The 15,512-nt window shown below is 62.7% G+C and carries 9 protein-coding genes; 2 read left to right on the top strand and 7 right to left on the bottom strand.

Translation table 11 applies throughout. The features are described from left to right. Positions 1-57: 57 nt before the first annotated feature. Complete coding sequence (locus KJF94_RS13550) at positions 58-516, top strand: metallophosphoesterase family protein (RefSeq protein WP_214384163.1); 459 nt, start codon at positions 58-60, stop codon at positions 514-516. Positions 517-589: 73 nt separating this feature from the next. Here KJF94_RS13550 and KJF94_RS13545 read toward each other — a convergent pair whose 3' ends face one another. Together KJF94_RS13545 and KJF94_RS13540 are read right to left on the bottom strand one after the other, a co-directional pair. Continuing rightward, positions 590-1,654 carry an alpha/beta fold hydrolase gene (locus KJF94_RS13545; RefSeq protein WP_214384161.1) on the bottom strand — a complete coding sequence of 355 codons (1,065 nt, stop codon included), beginning with the start codon at positions 1,652-1,654 and terminating at the stop codon, positions 590-592. Positions 1,655-1,990: 336 nt separating this feature from the next. Continuing rightward, a complete protein-coding gene (locus tag KJF94_RS13540; protein ID WP_214384159.1) occupies positions 1,991-2,875 on the bottom strand; it encodes a LysR substrate-binding domain-containing protein in 885 nt (294 codons plus the stop codon). A 158-nt stretch (positions 2,876-3,033) separates the two neighbouring features. Here KJF94_RS13540 and ydiJ point away from each other — a divergent pair, with 158 nt between their 5' ends. Continuing rightward, positions 3,034-6,057, top strand: coding sequence for a D-2-hydroxyglutarate dehydrogenase YdiJ (gene ydiJ / locus KJF94_RS13535; protein WP_214384157.1), 3,024 nt, complete (start codon positions 3,034-3,036; stop codon positions 6,055-6,057). Between the two features lie 111 nt (positions 6,058-6,168). Here the strand turns inward: ydiJ and KJF94_RS13530 are convergent, their stop codons facing one another. The 5 genes from KJF94_RS13530 to KJF94_RS13510 all read right to left on the bottom strand — a co-directional run bounded on the left by KJF94_RS13530 (position 6,169) and on the right by KJF94_RS13510 (position 15,372). Next, positions 6,169-9,264, bottom strand: coding sequence for an efflux RND transporter permease subunit (locus KJF94_RS13530; RefSeq protein WP_214384155.1), 3,096 nt, complete (start codon positions 9,262-9,264; stop codon positions 6,169-6,171). Next, entirely contained in the window at positions 9,261-10,373 is a 1,113-nt protein-coding gene (locus KJF94_RS13525; RefSeq protein ID WP_214384153.1) for an efflux RND transporter periplasmic adaptor subunit, read from the bottom strand. The genes KJF94_RS13530 and KJF94_RS13525 overlap by 4 nt, the downstream gene beginning before the upstream one ends. 28 nt (positions 10,374-10,401) lie before the next feature. Then, positions 10,402-11,916 carry an efflux transporter outer membrane subunit gene (locus KJF94_RS13520; RefSeq protein ID WP_214384863.1) on the bottom strand — a complete coding sequence of 505 codons (1,515 nt, stop codon included), beginning with the start codon at positions 11,914-11,916 and terminating at the stop codon, positions 10,402-10,404. Positions 11,917-12,033: 117 nt separating this feature from the next. After that, positions 12,034-12,249: a hypothetical protein gene (locus KJF94_RS13515; protein ID WP_214384151.1), complete on the bottom strand. Its 216-nt coding sequence runs from the start codon at positions 12,247-12,249 to the stop codon at positions 12,034-12,036. 231 nt (positions 12,250-12,480) lie between these two features. After that, a complete protein-coding gene (locus KJF94_RS13510) occupies positions 12,481-15,372 on the bottom strand; it encodes an AAA family ATPase (protein ID WP_214384149.1) in 2,892 nt (963 codons plus the stop codon). Positions 15,373-15,512 lie beyond the last annotated feature (140 nt).

Here is a 15,512-nt window from a genome sequence, read left to right as displayed (position 1 = left end):
CGGTTTAGACTGGAATCCATCGATGTTCCACTGCTGGAGCCTGACCTGGAGCCTTGCATGAAAGTTGGCGTGATTTCCGATACCCATGGCTTGCTCCGCCCGGAAGCCGTTGCTGCTTTGCGGGGGTGTGAGCGGATCATTCACGCGGGCGACATCGGCCACGTCGATGTTCTCGATCAACTGGCGTTGATCGCCCCGCTGCATGTCGTACGCGGGAACAATGACCTGGACGCTCCTTGGGCCGAACATCTCGCAGACAGTTTGTGTTTCGATCTCAACGGGTGGCAGACGTTGCTGGTGCATGACATCGCCGATGTCCCGGTTGTGCTCGATGCCGCCATCAAGCTGGTGGTCACCGGCCATTCGCACAAGCCACTCATCGAATGGCGTGGCGAACGGCTTTACCTCAATCCGGGCAGTGCGGGGCGCAGGCGCTTCAAATTGCCGGTGACGCTGGCGCTGCTGGAGGTGCTTGAGGCCTCAATTGAGCCGCGTCTGGTCTCGCTGCTGGAATGATTTTCGCAAAAAAACGGCTCGTTAAACGAGCCGTCGTTGTGAAGATGCTTAGCGGGGAAAGGTCAGATCAACCTCACAGGTGATCCGCATCAATCACCGCTTTGGCGAACGCCTTTGGATCTTCCTGCGGCAGGTTGTGGCCGATGCCGCCGTTGATCAGCCGGAACTCGTATTTGCCGGTGAAGCGCTTGGCGTAGTCCTCGGGATTAGGGTGCGGCGCGCCGTTGGCATCGCCTTCAAGCGTGATGGTCGGCACGCTGATCGACGGCGCCGTGGCCAGCTTCTGCTCCAGCGCTTCGTATTGAGGCTCGCCCTGAACCATGCCCAGACGCCAGCGGTAGTTGAACACGGTGATCTCGACATGGTCGGGGTTTTCCAACGCCTTGGCGCTGCGGTCGAACGTAGCGTCATCGAACGCCCATTTCGGCGAAGCCAGCTGCCAGATCAGCTTGGCGAAGTCGTGGGTGTTTTTCTCGTACCCGGCACGACCGCGGTCGGTGGCGAAGTAGAACTGATACCACCACTGCAATTCTGCCTTGGGTGGCAGCGGGTTCTTGCCGGCCGCCTGGTTACCGATCAGATAACCGCTGACCGAGACCAGTGCCTTGACCCGTTCTGGCCACAGCGCCGAGACGATGTCGGCTGAGCGCGCGCCCCAGTCATAGCCACCGAGCACGGCTTGCTTGATCTTCAGCGCATCCATGAAGTCGATGACGTCGCTGGCCAGCGCAGCCGGTTGGCCATTGCGCACGGTTTTCTCGGACAGGAAATGCGTATCGCCGTAACCACGGGCATACGGCATCAGCACTCGATAGCCCTTCGCGGCCAGCAGCGGTGCGACCTCGTCATAACTGTGAATGTCGTACGGCCAGCCGTGCAGGAGAATCACTACCGGCCCATCGGCCGGGCCGGTTTCGGCGTAGGCCACATCCAGCAGGCCGGCCTTGACGTGCTTCAGCGGACCGAACGGGGACGGTGTTGTGTAAGTGGCATCAGCCTTGATTTCGGCTGGCTGTGCAGCGGTAGTCGATTGGGCGTTGGCTGCACCGATAGCGCCAAGCAGGGCGAACGCGAGTATCGATGAGCCGACCAGACGGCGGTGGGTTTTACCGTTTTTGTTCTGCAGTGCCATCTTCATAGGTGATGTCTCCGTTGCAAGCCGTTGGCCAGGGGGTCTGGCTGATCCCCTTGAAACCTTGAGTGCATTTGAACGCGGTGACGTATCTGGGCTGTGTCGAATCGCAGGCCGGGTGAAAACTCATGTATCAAGAGGATAGACAGATACACAGTGATACATAGCGGCATCGTCGTACATTGCCTCCGCGACTGGGTTTCCCGAGATAACGGTTCCGGCAGGCACCATCAAGGGCAACCTGCCGGTCGGCGTTTCGTTCCTGGGCGGCTACGGCGATGACGCCAAGGTCGTGGGTTTTGGTTACGCGTTCCTCGAGCGCTGATCAGTGGGGCGGGCCGTTCAGATTTGTTCCAGCAACCAGCTACGGAAGGCGATCAGCGATGGCAGCCTTTCGTTGCGCGGCGGGTAGGTCAGGTAATAACTGCGTTGACTGGCGAAGGGCTGGCCGAGACTGATCAGCTCGGCGTTGGCCAGCTCGTCGGTCACCAGAATGCGCGGCACCAGACCGATGCCGATGCCGGCCCTGACGGCCTGGATCAAGTGTGAGGTTAGTTCGAAACTCGGTCCCAGGCGCATCATTCGATGGGGCAGGCCATGGTGGCTGAACCACTCGCCCCAGACGTTGGCATTGTTCGCGACGTTGAGCAGCGTCTGTCCGCCGATGTGCTCCGGGGTCCAGGTGTCATGGGCCTCGGCCGCTTGTGGAGACATGATCACCATCAATTCTTCCGTGTGCAGACGATGGCTGATCAGGCCCGGCAGGTCGGCATTGCCGACGACGATCGCGGCATCGATGCCGCTGGTTTCGAAGTCGATGGCGTCGATCCGGGAATTGATGTGCACCAGCATGCCGGGATGGGTTTTGTAGAAATCGTGAAGACGCGGCAATAACCACTTCGAGCCGAACGTTGGCAGTGTGGCCAGGCGCAAGGTCCCACTGCCTGATTGATAAGCCATCGCCTGCAACGTGGCGCTGCGGATGCGTCCGAGCGCTTCACTCATTTCCCGCTGATAAAGACGACCGACATCGGTCAACTGCACCTGCCGGCCTTCACGGCGAAACAGCGTCAGGCCCAGTTGCTGCTCCAGCGCCTGGACTTGTCGGCTGACGGCGCTTTGGGTCAGGGAGAGCTCCATCGCGGCACGGGTGTAGCTTTCATGCCGGGCGGCGGCTTCAAAGGCCAGCAGCAACGACATGGAGGGAGTGAGGTGGCGGTAATTCATTCGTAAAAGTCATCGATAGCGGCAGGATTATCCGTTTGTCCGGCGCCACAACCTGCAGGATCATTGGCGCAGCCGACGACCTGAGGCTGACCGATTAATGCCCAGGCGACAAGTGTTTTGATTTTTCCGTGATTAGACCTACAAGAGAACATTTTGCGATGATCGCCCAGCTGCCTACTGATGCACTCGCGGCACAGTACCCGGAATTTCTTCAAGCCCTGCGCGCCAGCGGCTTCCGCGGCCAGCTCAGTGCCGACTACGCCACCCGCACCGTACTCGCGACCGACAACTCGATTTACCAGCGCCTGCCGCAAGCGGCGGTGTTCCCGCTGGACGCCGACGACATCGTGCGCATCGCTGCATTGATGGCCGAACCGCGCTTTCGCCAGATCAAGCTGACCCCGCGCGGTGGCGGCACCGGCACCAACGGCCAGTCATTGACCGATGGCATCGTGGTCGACCTGTCGCGACACATGAACACGATTCTCGAAATCAACGTCGCCGAGCGTTGGGTGCGGGTGCAGGCGGGCGTGGTCAAGGACCAGCTCAATGCCGCGCTCAAGCCCCATGGGCTGTTCTTCGCGCCGGAGCTGTCGACGTCCAACCGTGCCACCGTGGGCGGCATGATCAACACTGACGCCAGCGGCCAGGGCAGTTGCACCTACGGCAAGACCCGCGATCATGTGCTGGAACTGCACAGCGTGCTGCTCGGTGGTGAGCGTCTGCACAGCCATCCGCTGTCCGACGCTGAGTTGGAGGCAGCATGCGCACAGCCCGGCCGCATCGGCGAGGTGTACCGTACAGCGCGACAGATACAGGAAACCCAGGCCGACCTGATCGAGTCGGTGTTCCCCAAGCTCAACCGCTGCCTGACCGGTTACGACCTGGCGCACCTGCGCGACGAGCACGGGCGTTTCAACCTTAATAGTGTGCTTTGCGGTGCGGAAGGTTCGTTGGGCTACATCGTCGAGGCCAAGCTCAACGTGTTGCCGATTCCCAAGTATTCGGTGCTGGTGAACGTGCGCTACAGCAGCTTCATGGATGCTCTGCGCGACGCCAATGCGTTGCTGGCGCACAAGCCACTGTCCATCGAAACCGTAGATTCCAAGGTGTTGATGCTGGCGATGAAAGACATCGTCTGGCACAGCGTCGCCGAGTATTTCCCGGCGGACGCCGAGCGCCCGACGCTGGGCATCAATCTGGTGGAGTTCAGCGGGGAAGACCTGACGGACGTGAACGCTCGAGTGACGTCATTCGTCGAGCATCTGCAGGCCGACACGACGATCGAGCGGCTGGGCCACACGCTGGCCGAAGGTGCCGAGGCGGTGACCCGCGTGTACGCCATGCGTAAACGCTCCGTCGGGCTATTGGGCAACGTCGACGGCGAGGTTCGGCCGCAGCCTTTTGTTGAAGACACCGCCGTGCCGCCGGAGAAACTGGCCGACTACATCACTGAGTTTCGTGCATTGCTCGACAACTACGGCCTGGCCTACGGCATGTTCGGTCACGTCGATGCCGGCGTGTTGCATGTGCGCCCGGCGCTGGACATGAAAGACCCGGCCCAGGCCGCGCTGGTCAAACCGATTTCCGATGCTGTGGCCGAGCTGACGCAGCGTTATGGTGGCCTGCTGTGGGGCGAGCACGGCAAGGGTTTGCGTTCGGAATATGTCCCCGAATTTTTTGGCGAACTGTACCCGGCGCTGCAATCGCTTAAGGGTGCGTTCGACCCGCACAATCAGCTCAACCCCGGCAAGATCTGCACCCCGCCGGATGCTGCCCAGGGCTTGCTCAAGGTCAACGAAGTCACGCTGCGCGGTGATCTGGATCGGCAAATCGACGAGCGTGTCTGGCAAAGTTTCGGTACCGCGGTGCACTGCAACGGTAACGGCGCCTGCTACAACTACGACCCCAACGATGCGATGTGCCCGTCGTGGAAAGCCACCCGTGAACGTCAGCATTCGCCAAAGGGCAGGGCGTCATTGATTCGCGAATGGTTGCGCCTGCAAGGTGCGGCCAATATCGACGTATTGGAAGCAGCCCGAGGCAAGTTGTCGTGGTTGAGCGGGTTGCCAGCGCGCTTGCGCAATAACCTGGCGCGTTCGCGGGGCGAGGCGGATTTCTCCCACGAGGTGTACGACGCGATGGCGGGTTGTCTGGCCTGTAAATCCTGTGCGGGGCAATGCCCGGTCAAGGTCAACGTCCCGGAATTCCGCTCACGTTTTCTGGAGCTGTATCACGGTCGCTATCAACGTCCGCTTCGCGATTACCTGATCGGTTCGCTGGAGTTCACCATTCCCTATATGGCCTACGCGCCGGGCCTGTACAACGCAGTGATGGGTGCGAAATGGATGAGCCGCTTGCTTGAACGACGTGTCGGCATGCTCGACAGTCCGCTGATCAATCGCTACGACTTGCAGGCGACATTGACCCGCTGCAACGTCGCTGTCGCCAGCGTGCCAGCCCTGCGCTCACTGACCGTCGAGCAACGTCAGCGTAGCGTGGTGTTGGTGCAGGATGCCTTCACCCGTTACTTCGAAACCCCGTTGTTGGCGCGCTTTATCGAGTTGGCGCACCAATTGGGTTATCGGGTGTTCTTGGCGCCCTACAGTGCCAACGGCAAGCCTTTGCATGTACAGGGCTTCCTCGGCGCATTCGCCAGGGCGGCGATCCGCAATGCCAGTCAGCTCAAGGCGCTGGCTGACTGCGAAGTACCGCTGGTGGGGCTGGACCCGGCGATGACGCTGGTCTACCGCCAGGAGTATCAGAAAGTGCCGGGGCTCAATGCGTGCCCGAAGGTTTTGCTGCCCCAGGAGTGGCTCTTCGATGTGCTGCCTGAAAAGCCTCATCCCGCCACGCAAACATTCCGTTTGCTGGCGCACTGCACCGAGAAGACCAACGTCCCGGCCAGCACTTCGCAATGGGAAGCGGTATTTGCGCGGCTTGGGCTCAAGCTGGTGACTGAGGCGACCGGCTGTTGCGGCATGTCCGGCACCTACGGCCATGAAGCGCGAAACCAGGACACTTCGCGGACCATTTTCGAGCAGTCATGGGCCGGCAAGCTGGACAAGGCGGGCGAAGCGCTGGCGACGGGGTACTCGTGCCGCAGTCAGGTAAAACGTCTCGCCAACAGGCAGCTGCGCCATCCGCTGGAAGTGGTGTTGGAGCATGCGCGAGCAAAGTGAGGGCGCTTGAGTAATCCTGCGGCCATCAGCCTTTGAGCCGCGAGGGAGCGAAAGCACATGACCTTCGCACGACCTCGCGGCTGATCGCGGTTGTTTTCAGAACGGCACGCGTCATTCAGAAGCGAGCGCGGCGTTTCCCTGTACCTGTTGGGTATCGGCGGCCGACTGGCGACCCACTTTGAACCATGCGGCGTACAACGCAGGGACAAAGAAGATCGTCAGCAGCGTCGCCACGGTAAGGCCGCCCATGATTGCAATTGCCATCGGCCCCCAGAACACACTGCGCGTCAGCGGGATCATCGCAAGCACGGTGGCCAGCGCCGTCAGCATCACCGGGCGGGCCCGGTGAATGGCGGCATCCAGCACAGCATTCCACGGGTCGCGCCCTTCGGTGATCTCGATCTGCACTTGATCGATCAGGATCACTGCGTTGCGCATGATCATGCCGCCCAGTGCGATGATGCCCAGGATCGCAACGAAGCCCAGCGGCGACTGGAACACCAGCAGCGCCGGCACCACACCGATCAGGCCCAGCGGGGCGGTGAGCACTACCATCCACATGCGGGAGAAATTCTGCAGTTGCAGCATGAGCAACAGCAGGATGGTGATCATCATCAGCGGGGCCACCGCGATCAGCGCCTTGTTGGCCTTGTCACTTTCCTCGACGGCTCCGCCCGTGTCGATGCGGTAGCCCGAGGGCAGCTTCGCTTCGATGTCCTTGAGCAACGGCTGGATCTCCTGAGTCACCGATACACCTTGTTCGCCATCCTTCACGTCGGCACGCACCGTGATTGCCATATCGCGGTTGCGGCGCCAAAGCACTGGCTCTTCCAGTTCAGAGCGCACCTGTGCGACTTGCGACAGTGGCACAACAGTTCCCTGGCGCGTGTAGAGGTTGATGTCTTTCAGTGTGTCGAGGCTCAAGCGCTCAGCGGGCACGGCACGGGCGACGATGTCGATCAGTTCCTCGTGCTCACGCAGTTGCGACAGGGTTGCGCCGTTCATCACAGTCTGGGTTGCCAGCGACACGTCGGACGGCGTGAGGCCGAGCGCGCTTGCCTTGTCTTGATCAAGCTCGACCTTCAGCGTGCGCACCGGGTCGTTCCAGTCGAGCTGGAGGTCGCGCACCTTCGGGTTGGACGCAATCACGTTCTCCACCTCGCGAGCGATCTGCCGCACCTTCTGGGTATCAGGCCCGACGACGCGGAACTGCACCGGGTAGCCGACAGGTGGCCCCAACTCGAGCCGGGTCACGCGCACCCACGCCTGGGGGAATTGTTGGTCCGCCGAGGCCACCAGCCGCGCACGTACCCGCTCGCGTGCATCCAGGTCCTTGGTCATCACAACGAACTGGGCAAATCCCGGGTTCGGCAGTTCGGGGTTGAGCGAGAGATAGAAACGCGGTGCGCCGGCGCCGGTGTAGGCGGTATAGAAACGCACGTCTTCGTCCTTCGCCAGGATCTCCTCCATGTGCTTGACCTGCTCGGTCGTCGCGGCGAACGAGGAACCTTCCTTCACGCGCAGGTCAATGACCAGTTCAGGACGCGAACTGTTGGGGAAGAATTGCTGCGGCACCAGCTTGATACAGGCCAGAGCAAGCACCAGAGCGCCAACCGTTGCACCGATGACCACCCAACGGCGCTCGATGGCGGCGTCGATCAGGCGGCGCAGGTTGCGGTAGAACTTGGTGTCGTGCGGATCACCGTGCTGGTGGGTGCCCAAGTCGTTGGGCAGCATCTTGACCGCCAGGTACGGCGTGAAGATGCCGGAGCAGATCCACGAGAACAGCACAGCGGCACCGACGATCCAGAAAATGCCACCCGCGTATTCGCCGGTGGTGGACTTCGAGAGGCCGATCGGCAGGAAGCCCACGACCGTGATCAGTGCGCCGGTCAGGCGCGGCATGGCGGTGGACTGATAGGAGAAGGCGGCCGCCTTCACGCGGTCCATGCCGGTTTCCATCTTCGCCACCATCATCTCGATGGCGATGATGGCGTCATCCACCAGCAACCCCAACGCGATAATCAGTGAGCCGAGCGAAATACGCTCGAGGTTCCAGCCCATCGCCAGCATCACCAGCGCCACGCCGCCCAGCACCAGCGGCACTGTGGCCGCGACCACGAGCCCTGCGCGCCAGCCCAGGCTGGCGAGGCTCACCGCGATCACGATGATCAACGCCTCGGCCAGCGCGCGGCCGAAGTCCAGGATTGCATCCCTCACCGTGGTGGGCTGGTCGGCTACGAGTTCCAGTTCCACGCCATGCGGCAGCTCCGACTGGATCTTGGCGACGGCCGTGTCCATCGCTTTGCCAAGGTCCACGATGTTGCCGTCGCTGGTCATCGTGATGCCGAGCATCAACACGGGCTGGCCGTTGTGGCGGACCGTGTAGGTGGGCGGATCTTCGAACCCACGTGTAACGGTCGCAATGTCACCGAGCTTGATCTGTCGGCCGCCCGCAGAGATGGGCACGTTGCGGATAGCCTCTTCGCTGGCGAACTGGCCGCTCACGCGCACCATGACGCGGTCGCCGCGGGTGTCGATCTGGCCTGCGGGGACCATGGCGTTCTGGCTTTTGAGGCTTTCGGCGATGGCCAGCGGTGTGATGCCCAGCGCGGCCAGGCGCTCGTGAGAGAACTCGACATAGACACGCTCGGCCTGCTTGCCGATGAGATCGATCTTCTTGACCATCGGCACCTTCAGCATCTGGCGCTTGATGTCTTCGGCCGCGTGCGACAGGTCGGCGTGACCGACGCCGTCGCCCTTGACCGCGTACATCAGGCCATACACGTCGCCATACTCGTCGTTCAGGATCGGGCCGATCACGCCGTCAGGCATCTCGAGGCTCAGGTCGTTGAGTTTCTTGCGCGCCTGGTACCAGGCTTCGCGCTGGTCAGCCTTGGACGTGCCGCCGCGCACGGTGAGCGTCATACCTGCGTAGCCTTGCCGCGCGTAGGTGACCACCTTCTCGAAGTTGTCGATCTGCTCGAATTTCTTCTCCATGCGGTTGAGGACCTGGTCCTGCAGCTGCTGGGCAGTGGCGCCCGGCCAGATGACCATGGCGGTCATGGAAGGCACGGAAAAGTTCGGATCCTCGAGCTGGCCGAGCCGGGTGAAGCTGAAGGCGCCAGCCACCGCGACAATGAGGAGCATGAACAGAACGATGGCGCGGTGACGCAGCGCCCAGTCGGTGAGGTTGAAGTTGTTCATCGGGCGGCCTGCTGCGTGGTATTGGCGTCAACGATCGCCGCACCGGAGAGCGCGACCTTCAATCCGGACGTCATCTTCTGGACGCCGGCGGTGACGACCAATGCGCCAGCCTGCGGCCCGGAGACGAGCACTTCGTCGTTGCGATAGCCCCAAACGGTCACATGCTCCAGATCGACGATGCCTACCGGATCCTTGTCCGTGGGCGTGACCACCCACAGCGCCGGTTGACCGCCGCTCTGCGTCAACGCAGTGGCTGGCACTGCTGCTACAGAGACACTTGTCATGACTCGCTCGGCCATTACCGTGGCGGTGGCGCCCAGCGGCAACGCCTGGACCGGCTTCAGCCGCGCGCGATAGGTGCGCGTCTGCGCTGCGGCTTGCGGCGATAGCTCGCGCAGCGTGACAGCGAAGGCTTCGCTCGGCGCACTGGCCAGCGACGCCTTGAAACGCGCGTCCTTGAAGACGGCCAGTTGGTCCTCGGGCACGTCGATGACGATCTCGGATTCATCCGGATTCGCGATCGAGACAACCGCTTGACCCTCCGGCACGACCTGCCCGGCCTCAAAGCGCACAGCCGTGACGACGCCGCTACGCGAGGCGCGCAGCACGGTGTACTTGAGCCGGTTGCGCGCGAGTTCGAGCTTGCGTGCCTCGGCCTCGGCGGTCGCATGCGCGGTTTGGGCATTGGTCTGCGCGCGCTCGGCGTCGGCCGCACTGACCGAGCCGTCAGCCTTCAGTGCGGTCAGCCGCTGGCGGTCCGAGTCGGCCTGGCGCGTCTGCTCGGCGGCAACCGTCCACTGTTGTCGCGACGCTTCTTCGGCGAGGCGGTAGTCGGCGTCATCAAGTACAGCCAGTATGTCGCCTTCGCGCACAAACTGGCCTACCTCGACCTTGCGCAGGGCGATCTTGCCGCCCACGCGGAAGGCTTGGTCGACTTCGTGCCGCGATTGCACGGTGCCCACGTAGCGATTGATGTCGCGAGCATTGTCGTAGCTGATTTCAGCGGTACGCACCGGTCGGGGTGCCTGCACGGCAGTCTGATCCGGGCTGCACGCGCAAAGCATGACGGCTACAGCCAGGGCGCCGGCCGCAGTAAGGGAGGTTTTCAAGGCGGTTCCTCTAGTAAACGGCAGATTCTTAAGAAAGTGGTGGCAGGTCGGCTTTGGTGGCTGCGGTGGGGGTGACGGGTTGTTCGAACACCTGCCAGCCCCCGCCCAGTGCCTTATAAAGCTGCACGCTATCGATCAGCAGGCGGGTGTTGCTTTCATTGGAGTTCAGGCGTGCCGCCAGGCGCGCCCGCTGCGAATCCAGCAGTGGCAACAGGTCGATCTGCCCGCGGTTATAGAGCGATTGGGCGCGGTTCTGCGCAGCCTCGGCGGACGCGGCGGCCAATTGCAGCGACCCGGCGCGGCGCCGCTCCTGCGTTAGCGTGACGAGGGCGTTCTCCACATCCTCGAGCGCCCGTACGATGCCGTCTTCGGCGCGTAGCAACGCCTCTTTTTGAGCGCTTTCGGCAGCATCGTTGATGGCTTGCGTGCGCCCGGCGTTAAAGAGCGGCATCGCCAGCAGGCCCGCCACGTTGGTGAAGCGTGCAACGCCGAGATCGGCGCCGTTCAGGCTCAAGCCCTGGCGGCCGAAGGAGGCATCGAGGAACAGCCGCGGAAACCACTCGGCCGCTGCCTGCTTGCGGCGCGCATTGGCTGCATCGAGTTGCGCCATCAGCGCCAGCACGTCAGGTCGGCGTTGCAGCAGTTCGGCGGGCTGGCCCGGCTTGGCCTCGGGCACCACTGTCACATCGCTGATCGAAGTCTGGATGTTCGCGGTATTGAAGGACTGGTCGGCAATCAGCACCGCGATACGATGGCGCGACACAGCCACCTGCGTTTCCAGCGGCGGAATCTGCGCCCGCGCCGACAAGGCGTCGGTCTGCGCGCGTTCGACGTCGAAGGCTGATGCCAGCCCCGCCTGCTGGCGCGCAACGACCAAACGCAGCGTCTCGTCCTGCATCGCCGAGATGGCACGTAGCGTCGCGACCTGGCGTTGCGCGCCGATCAGTGTGAAGTAGTTGCTGACGACGTCGCTCATCACCAGAAGGCGTACGCCGCGCATGCTGTGCTCCGCAGCCAGCGCATCGGCGTCGGCCGCCGCGGCGCCGGCGCGCAGGCGGCCGCTCAGGTCGAGCTCCCACGAGACGTCCAGGCCCGCACTGGTGGTTTTGGTGTCCGGATAACCCTGTTTCGTGGCTGAGCTGTAACCGCTGCTGCGATCGCTGCCGGAGGCGGATGCGCCGACACTCGGGAACAGCCATGAACGGCTGACCGTTTCGCCAGCACGCGCGGCTTGCAGGCGCTCGGCGGCAATCTTGACGTCGCGATTCTCGCGCGCTGCTCGGCGCACCAGATCCGTCAGCACCGGGTCGTGGTAAACCTCCCACCATGCCGCCTCGGGTTCCATTTCGGAGGCCGTGCTCGCGGAGAAGTTGCTCGGCAGGTCTACCGACGGCGTGAGCACCTCCGTGGAGCAACCTGTCAAGACCAGGGCAACAGACGCGGCGAGCGCTGCCCCCATGACGATGCTGACCACGCGTTCGGCATATTGCAGGGGCGTCTGCCCGTTGCGGGTCAACAGATGGAAAGTTTGAAGTCGCGGCATCGGATTGGACTCGTGAAGATTCGAGGTGGCATCAGCGTAGGGCTCGGTGTGCGCGAAGTCGTCAGCGAAGGGTCGCCGTTCGGTCGCCATATCGAGCGCTCGTTGGTGGTGGAGGCGTCACTCGTCGCCGGCATCGGCCGTGTGCTCGCCGGTTGCCAACGCGAGGTCCGAAGCAATCGACTCCAGCAGCTCTTCGGCGCAGGAAAACTCGCGCTGACGTCCGGTGACCAGGTTTTCGAGGCGGCCCACCAGGGCCCCCGGCGCGGCGTCGCTGCGCAGCTTCACTACGTAAGAGCGGCGGCTCGGGTATTTGGATTCGGGGTTCAGGCTCATGGAAGACCAGGGGATCGAGAAAGTTCGACGACAGCGTAATCGTCCCCCTGGGGCGAGTCGTAAGCGAAAGGTCAGACTTCGGTCGGGACAGGTTAAGGCCTTGAACACCGCAGCCCCTGTGGGAGCGGGCGTGCTCGCGATAGCGGCGGGTCAGCCAATATTGATGCTGAATGTACCGCCGTCATCGCCGGCAAGCCGGTCTCGCTCCCACAAGTTTTCGACCTTAACTCTTCAAGTCGCAGCGTGAAGCAGCGAGCGCGCACGTTTCGCCAGCTCGGTTCCGGCAGCTTCGGACGACTGGTCAATCAGCGTGGCCAATGCCTGTTGGTCCTCGGCCGTAGCGTCAAAGTGCTCGCACAGTTCGACCAGCGCTTGCAGCTCCAGCCACGGTGCTTCCTGGGCGCGAGCTTCTTCAACCGCGCGTCGCACCGCAGCGATGCAGGCGTCGGGCTGACCCTGTGCTCGCGAGATCGCTGCCTCCAGCAGCAATAGCTGCGGCAGGTAGACGCGCTCGCCCAGTTCCTCGCCCACCCGAAATGCTTCCTGCAGCTCGACTTGCGCTGCGTTGCAATCACCTGCGAGCAGCAGCGCCTCGGTGGCGTAGCCGAGCACTTCGCTGGCACCGGAGCGCATTCCAAGCCCGGTGTGTTCTTCATAGGCCTCGCGGATGCGACGGTAGCCGTCGCGCGGTGCACCGTTGCGCGCGTCGGCCCAGCCGCGCCACCAGCGGCAAGCCGTACGCCCCAGTGCGAGTGAATACTCATCGACCAACTTCTGCATGTCGTCAGCCAGCGCAGCCACACGCATGTGGTTTCCCATCCGCACCTCGATCAACACCTCCAGCCAGGCGGCGACCAGCCAGGTCATGGGTTGGCGCAGCGCCTGCGCGCGTGCCCGCGCCTGCTGCATGTGGGCTCGGGCTTGCTCAACCAGACCAGAACGCACGAGTTCTATAGCCAGCATGCCGTGCAGCATGACCTGAGGATCAGCCGCAAAAACCTCGTTCGTCCCGATGTCCAGCGGTTCAGCGATCGCGAGGGCGCGTTCGAGCCAGCGGCGAGTCGTTTTCGTGCGTCCCTGGAGGTGATGCACCTCGCCCTGGACGATGCACGCCGCCAGCATGAGCTCTTGATCATTTGCGTCGCAGGAGAGGGCTTCGGCCCGCTCCGCCACTTCGAGCGCCAACGCATAGTCGCCGCGCAGACCAAGCAAATAGCCGAATCCATGCAGCAGGCGACCACGCATGGGGTGCTCGGGTACATCCGCCAGCAGCCTGTATGCACGTTCGAAGGCGCTTTTTGCTTCGCTGCCGACACCGAACATGTGGAAAGCCGAAACCCCTTGCAGCGTAGCCAGGGTAATTTCGAGCGCATTGCGCTCCGTTCCTTCGTGAGCCTGCATCAACAGGACCAAGGCGCGCTCAGTGAGGCTAATGCACAAGTCCGGGCTGAAGTGCAGCAGCGCGGCTTCCGCGGCCTCGGCGTAGTAATGCAGCGCAATCATCGGCTGCCGAGCGCGGTCGAAGTGCATCGCCAGCTCCGAGGCAGCAACCGGCACGCCGGTCGTGCGCTCGCGTTCGAGGGCAGCGCCGACGTGGCGATGGAGTTGGGTGCGCAATGAGCGAGGCGTGCGGTCGTACAGCACCTGGCGGAAGAGAGCATGTCGGAAAGAGTGGGGTGGCTCTAGCGTCTCTTCAACTTCTGTGGCCCGTGATCGTATGAGCCATACCTGTTCGCGTATCAGTTCTTCACAGGTGTGGGCCACCGAAGCGAGGTCGCGCTCGAGGGCCAGCGAAACCGTCTCGATGCGGAATTCAACCCCGCACACCGCTGCGGCCGAGAGGAGGGTACGTTGCTCCGGACCCAGCCTGGCGATGTAGTGATCAATGATGGCTGCGAGGTTTTCGGGAACCGCCAGATCCGCAAGTCGAGCCTCGATGGTGGCTTTGTCGTCCTTTGGGTCCATCACTTCACTGGTGATTGATGAAACGAACAACGGCACACCGTCAGTGCGCTCGTGCAGGGCGCGTACGAAGGTTTCATCACGTGCCAGCGAGGTCGAACGCAACGCAACATAGTCAGCGACCTCGGTTTCCGAGAATGGGTCGAGCACCACTTCCTCGCACAAACGTTGCAGGCGCAGTTCGTGGCGCAACGAGCTGAGGGGATGATCGAGCGCAACCACCTCGGCGAGGCGGAAGCTCGACAGCCACATCAACCGCGTGCGGCCACGTCGCCGTGCCACATAGTTGATGAGCTGGACCGTCGCCCGATCGCTCCAGTGCAGGTCTTCGGTCACCAGCATCAGCGGGCGCTGCTCTGTGTAGCGGTCGAGCAATTCGCCCATTTCCCTCAGCATGCGATCCGGACCGACGCCCGCAAGCTCGCGCCGCAACGCGTCTTTCTCCTGCGCGGTACTCAACCACGGGAGTTGCAGTAACCAGGTCGGCGCTACATCGCGCAGCAGCGCCGGCAGAGTCGGGTCGCTGCGGCACAGATCGGCTAACGCCTCCAGCACTGGCAGATACGGCTCGCCGGCGCCGTAGTGCTCCACGCAATGACCGCGTGCGCAGGCGATGTCGCCAAGGCCAGTGAGGAAATGTTCGATCAACGTGGTCTTGCCGATCCCCGGCTCTCCGGCGAGCCAGACCACCGCGCGCTGGCCGCCATTCGCCCGCTCCCAGGCCCTTTGCAGCTTCGCGACCTCGTCAGTGCGACCGATGAATGACGGTGACGAGGGTGTGGCGACAGCTGTAACCGGCGCAGATGCAGGCGGCATCGAAAGTGCGGAGGAGGGTGGGGCGATGAAACGATAGCCGCGTCGCGACACCGTCTCGATGAAACGAGGATGCCTGGGGTCGTCGCCCAGCACCTTGCGCAGATCGCTGATGGCCGTTTTCAGGACCGAATCGCTGACGAACCGATGCCCCCACACGGCATCAAGCAAGGCATCCTTGGTCACCAGCGACCCTGGCTGGCGTGCCAGCACGCATAACAACGTAAAAGGCGTTGGTGCCACTGCAACGGCTTCCCCATTACGCACCAAGCAGGCGTTGGACTCGTCGAGCTCGAATTCGAAGAAGCAGAGCAAGACTGGGTTCGGATGGAGCTGCGGACGTGCCACGGTTGATTCCTAAAGACTAAAACAGGGTTGTGCGCTGCGAAGCTTCACAGGGGTTCGATACTGAAAATCGGTGTGCCTGACTTCCCTGTCGACCAGCCTTTTGAATCAACGGCTCTCCAGCCTCGGTAGTCGTGAGCCAA

The sequence above is a fragment of the Pseudomonas hormoni genome (assembly GCF_018502625.1).
Classification (GTDB): Bacteria; Pseudomonadota; Gammaproteobacteria; order Pseudomonadales; family Pseudomonadaceae; genus Aquipseudomonas; species Aquipseudomonas hormoni.
Note: the sequence above shows the minus strand (reverse complement) of the source record. Positions and strands in the feature narration are given on the sequence as shown.

Bases quoted from the DNA above. Each gene is read 5' to 3' on its own strand.
- KJF94_RS13550 (WP_214384163.1), top strand. From the start codon at position 58: ATGAAAGTTGGCGTGATTTCCGATACCCATGGCTTGCTCCGCCCGGAA.
- KJF94_RS13545 (WP_214384161.1), bottom strand. From the start codon at position 1,654: ATGAAGATGGCACTGCAGAACAAAAACGGTAAAACCCACCGCCGTCTG.
- KJF94_RS13540 (WP_214384159.1), bottom strand. From the start codon at position 2,875: ATGAATTACCGCCACCTCACTCCCTCCATGTCGTTGCTGCTGGCCTTT.
- ydiJ (WP_214384157.1), top strand. From the start codon at position 3,034: ATGATCGCCCAGCTGCCTACTGATGCACTCGCGGCACAGTACCCGGAA.
- KJF94_RS13530 (WP_214384155.1), bottom strand. From the start codon at position 9,264: ATGAACAACTTCAACCTCACCGACTGGGCGCTGCGTCACCGCGCCATC.
- KJF94_RS13520 (WP_214384863.1), bottom strand. From the start codon at position 11,916: ATGCCGCGACTTCAAACTTTCCATCTGTTGACCCGCAACGGGCAGACG.
- KJF94_RS13515 (WP_214384151.1), bottom strand. From the start codon at position 12,249: ATGAGCCTGAACCCCGAATCCAAATACCCGAGCCGCCGCTCTTACGTA.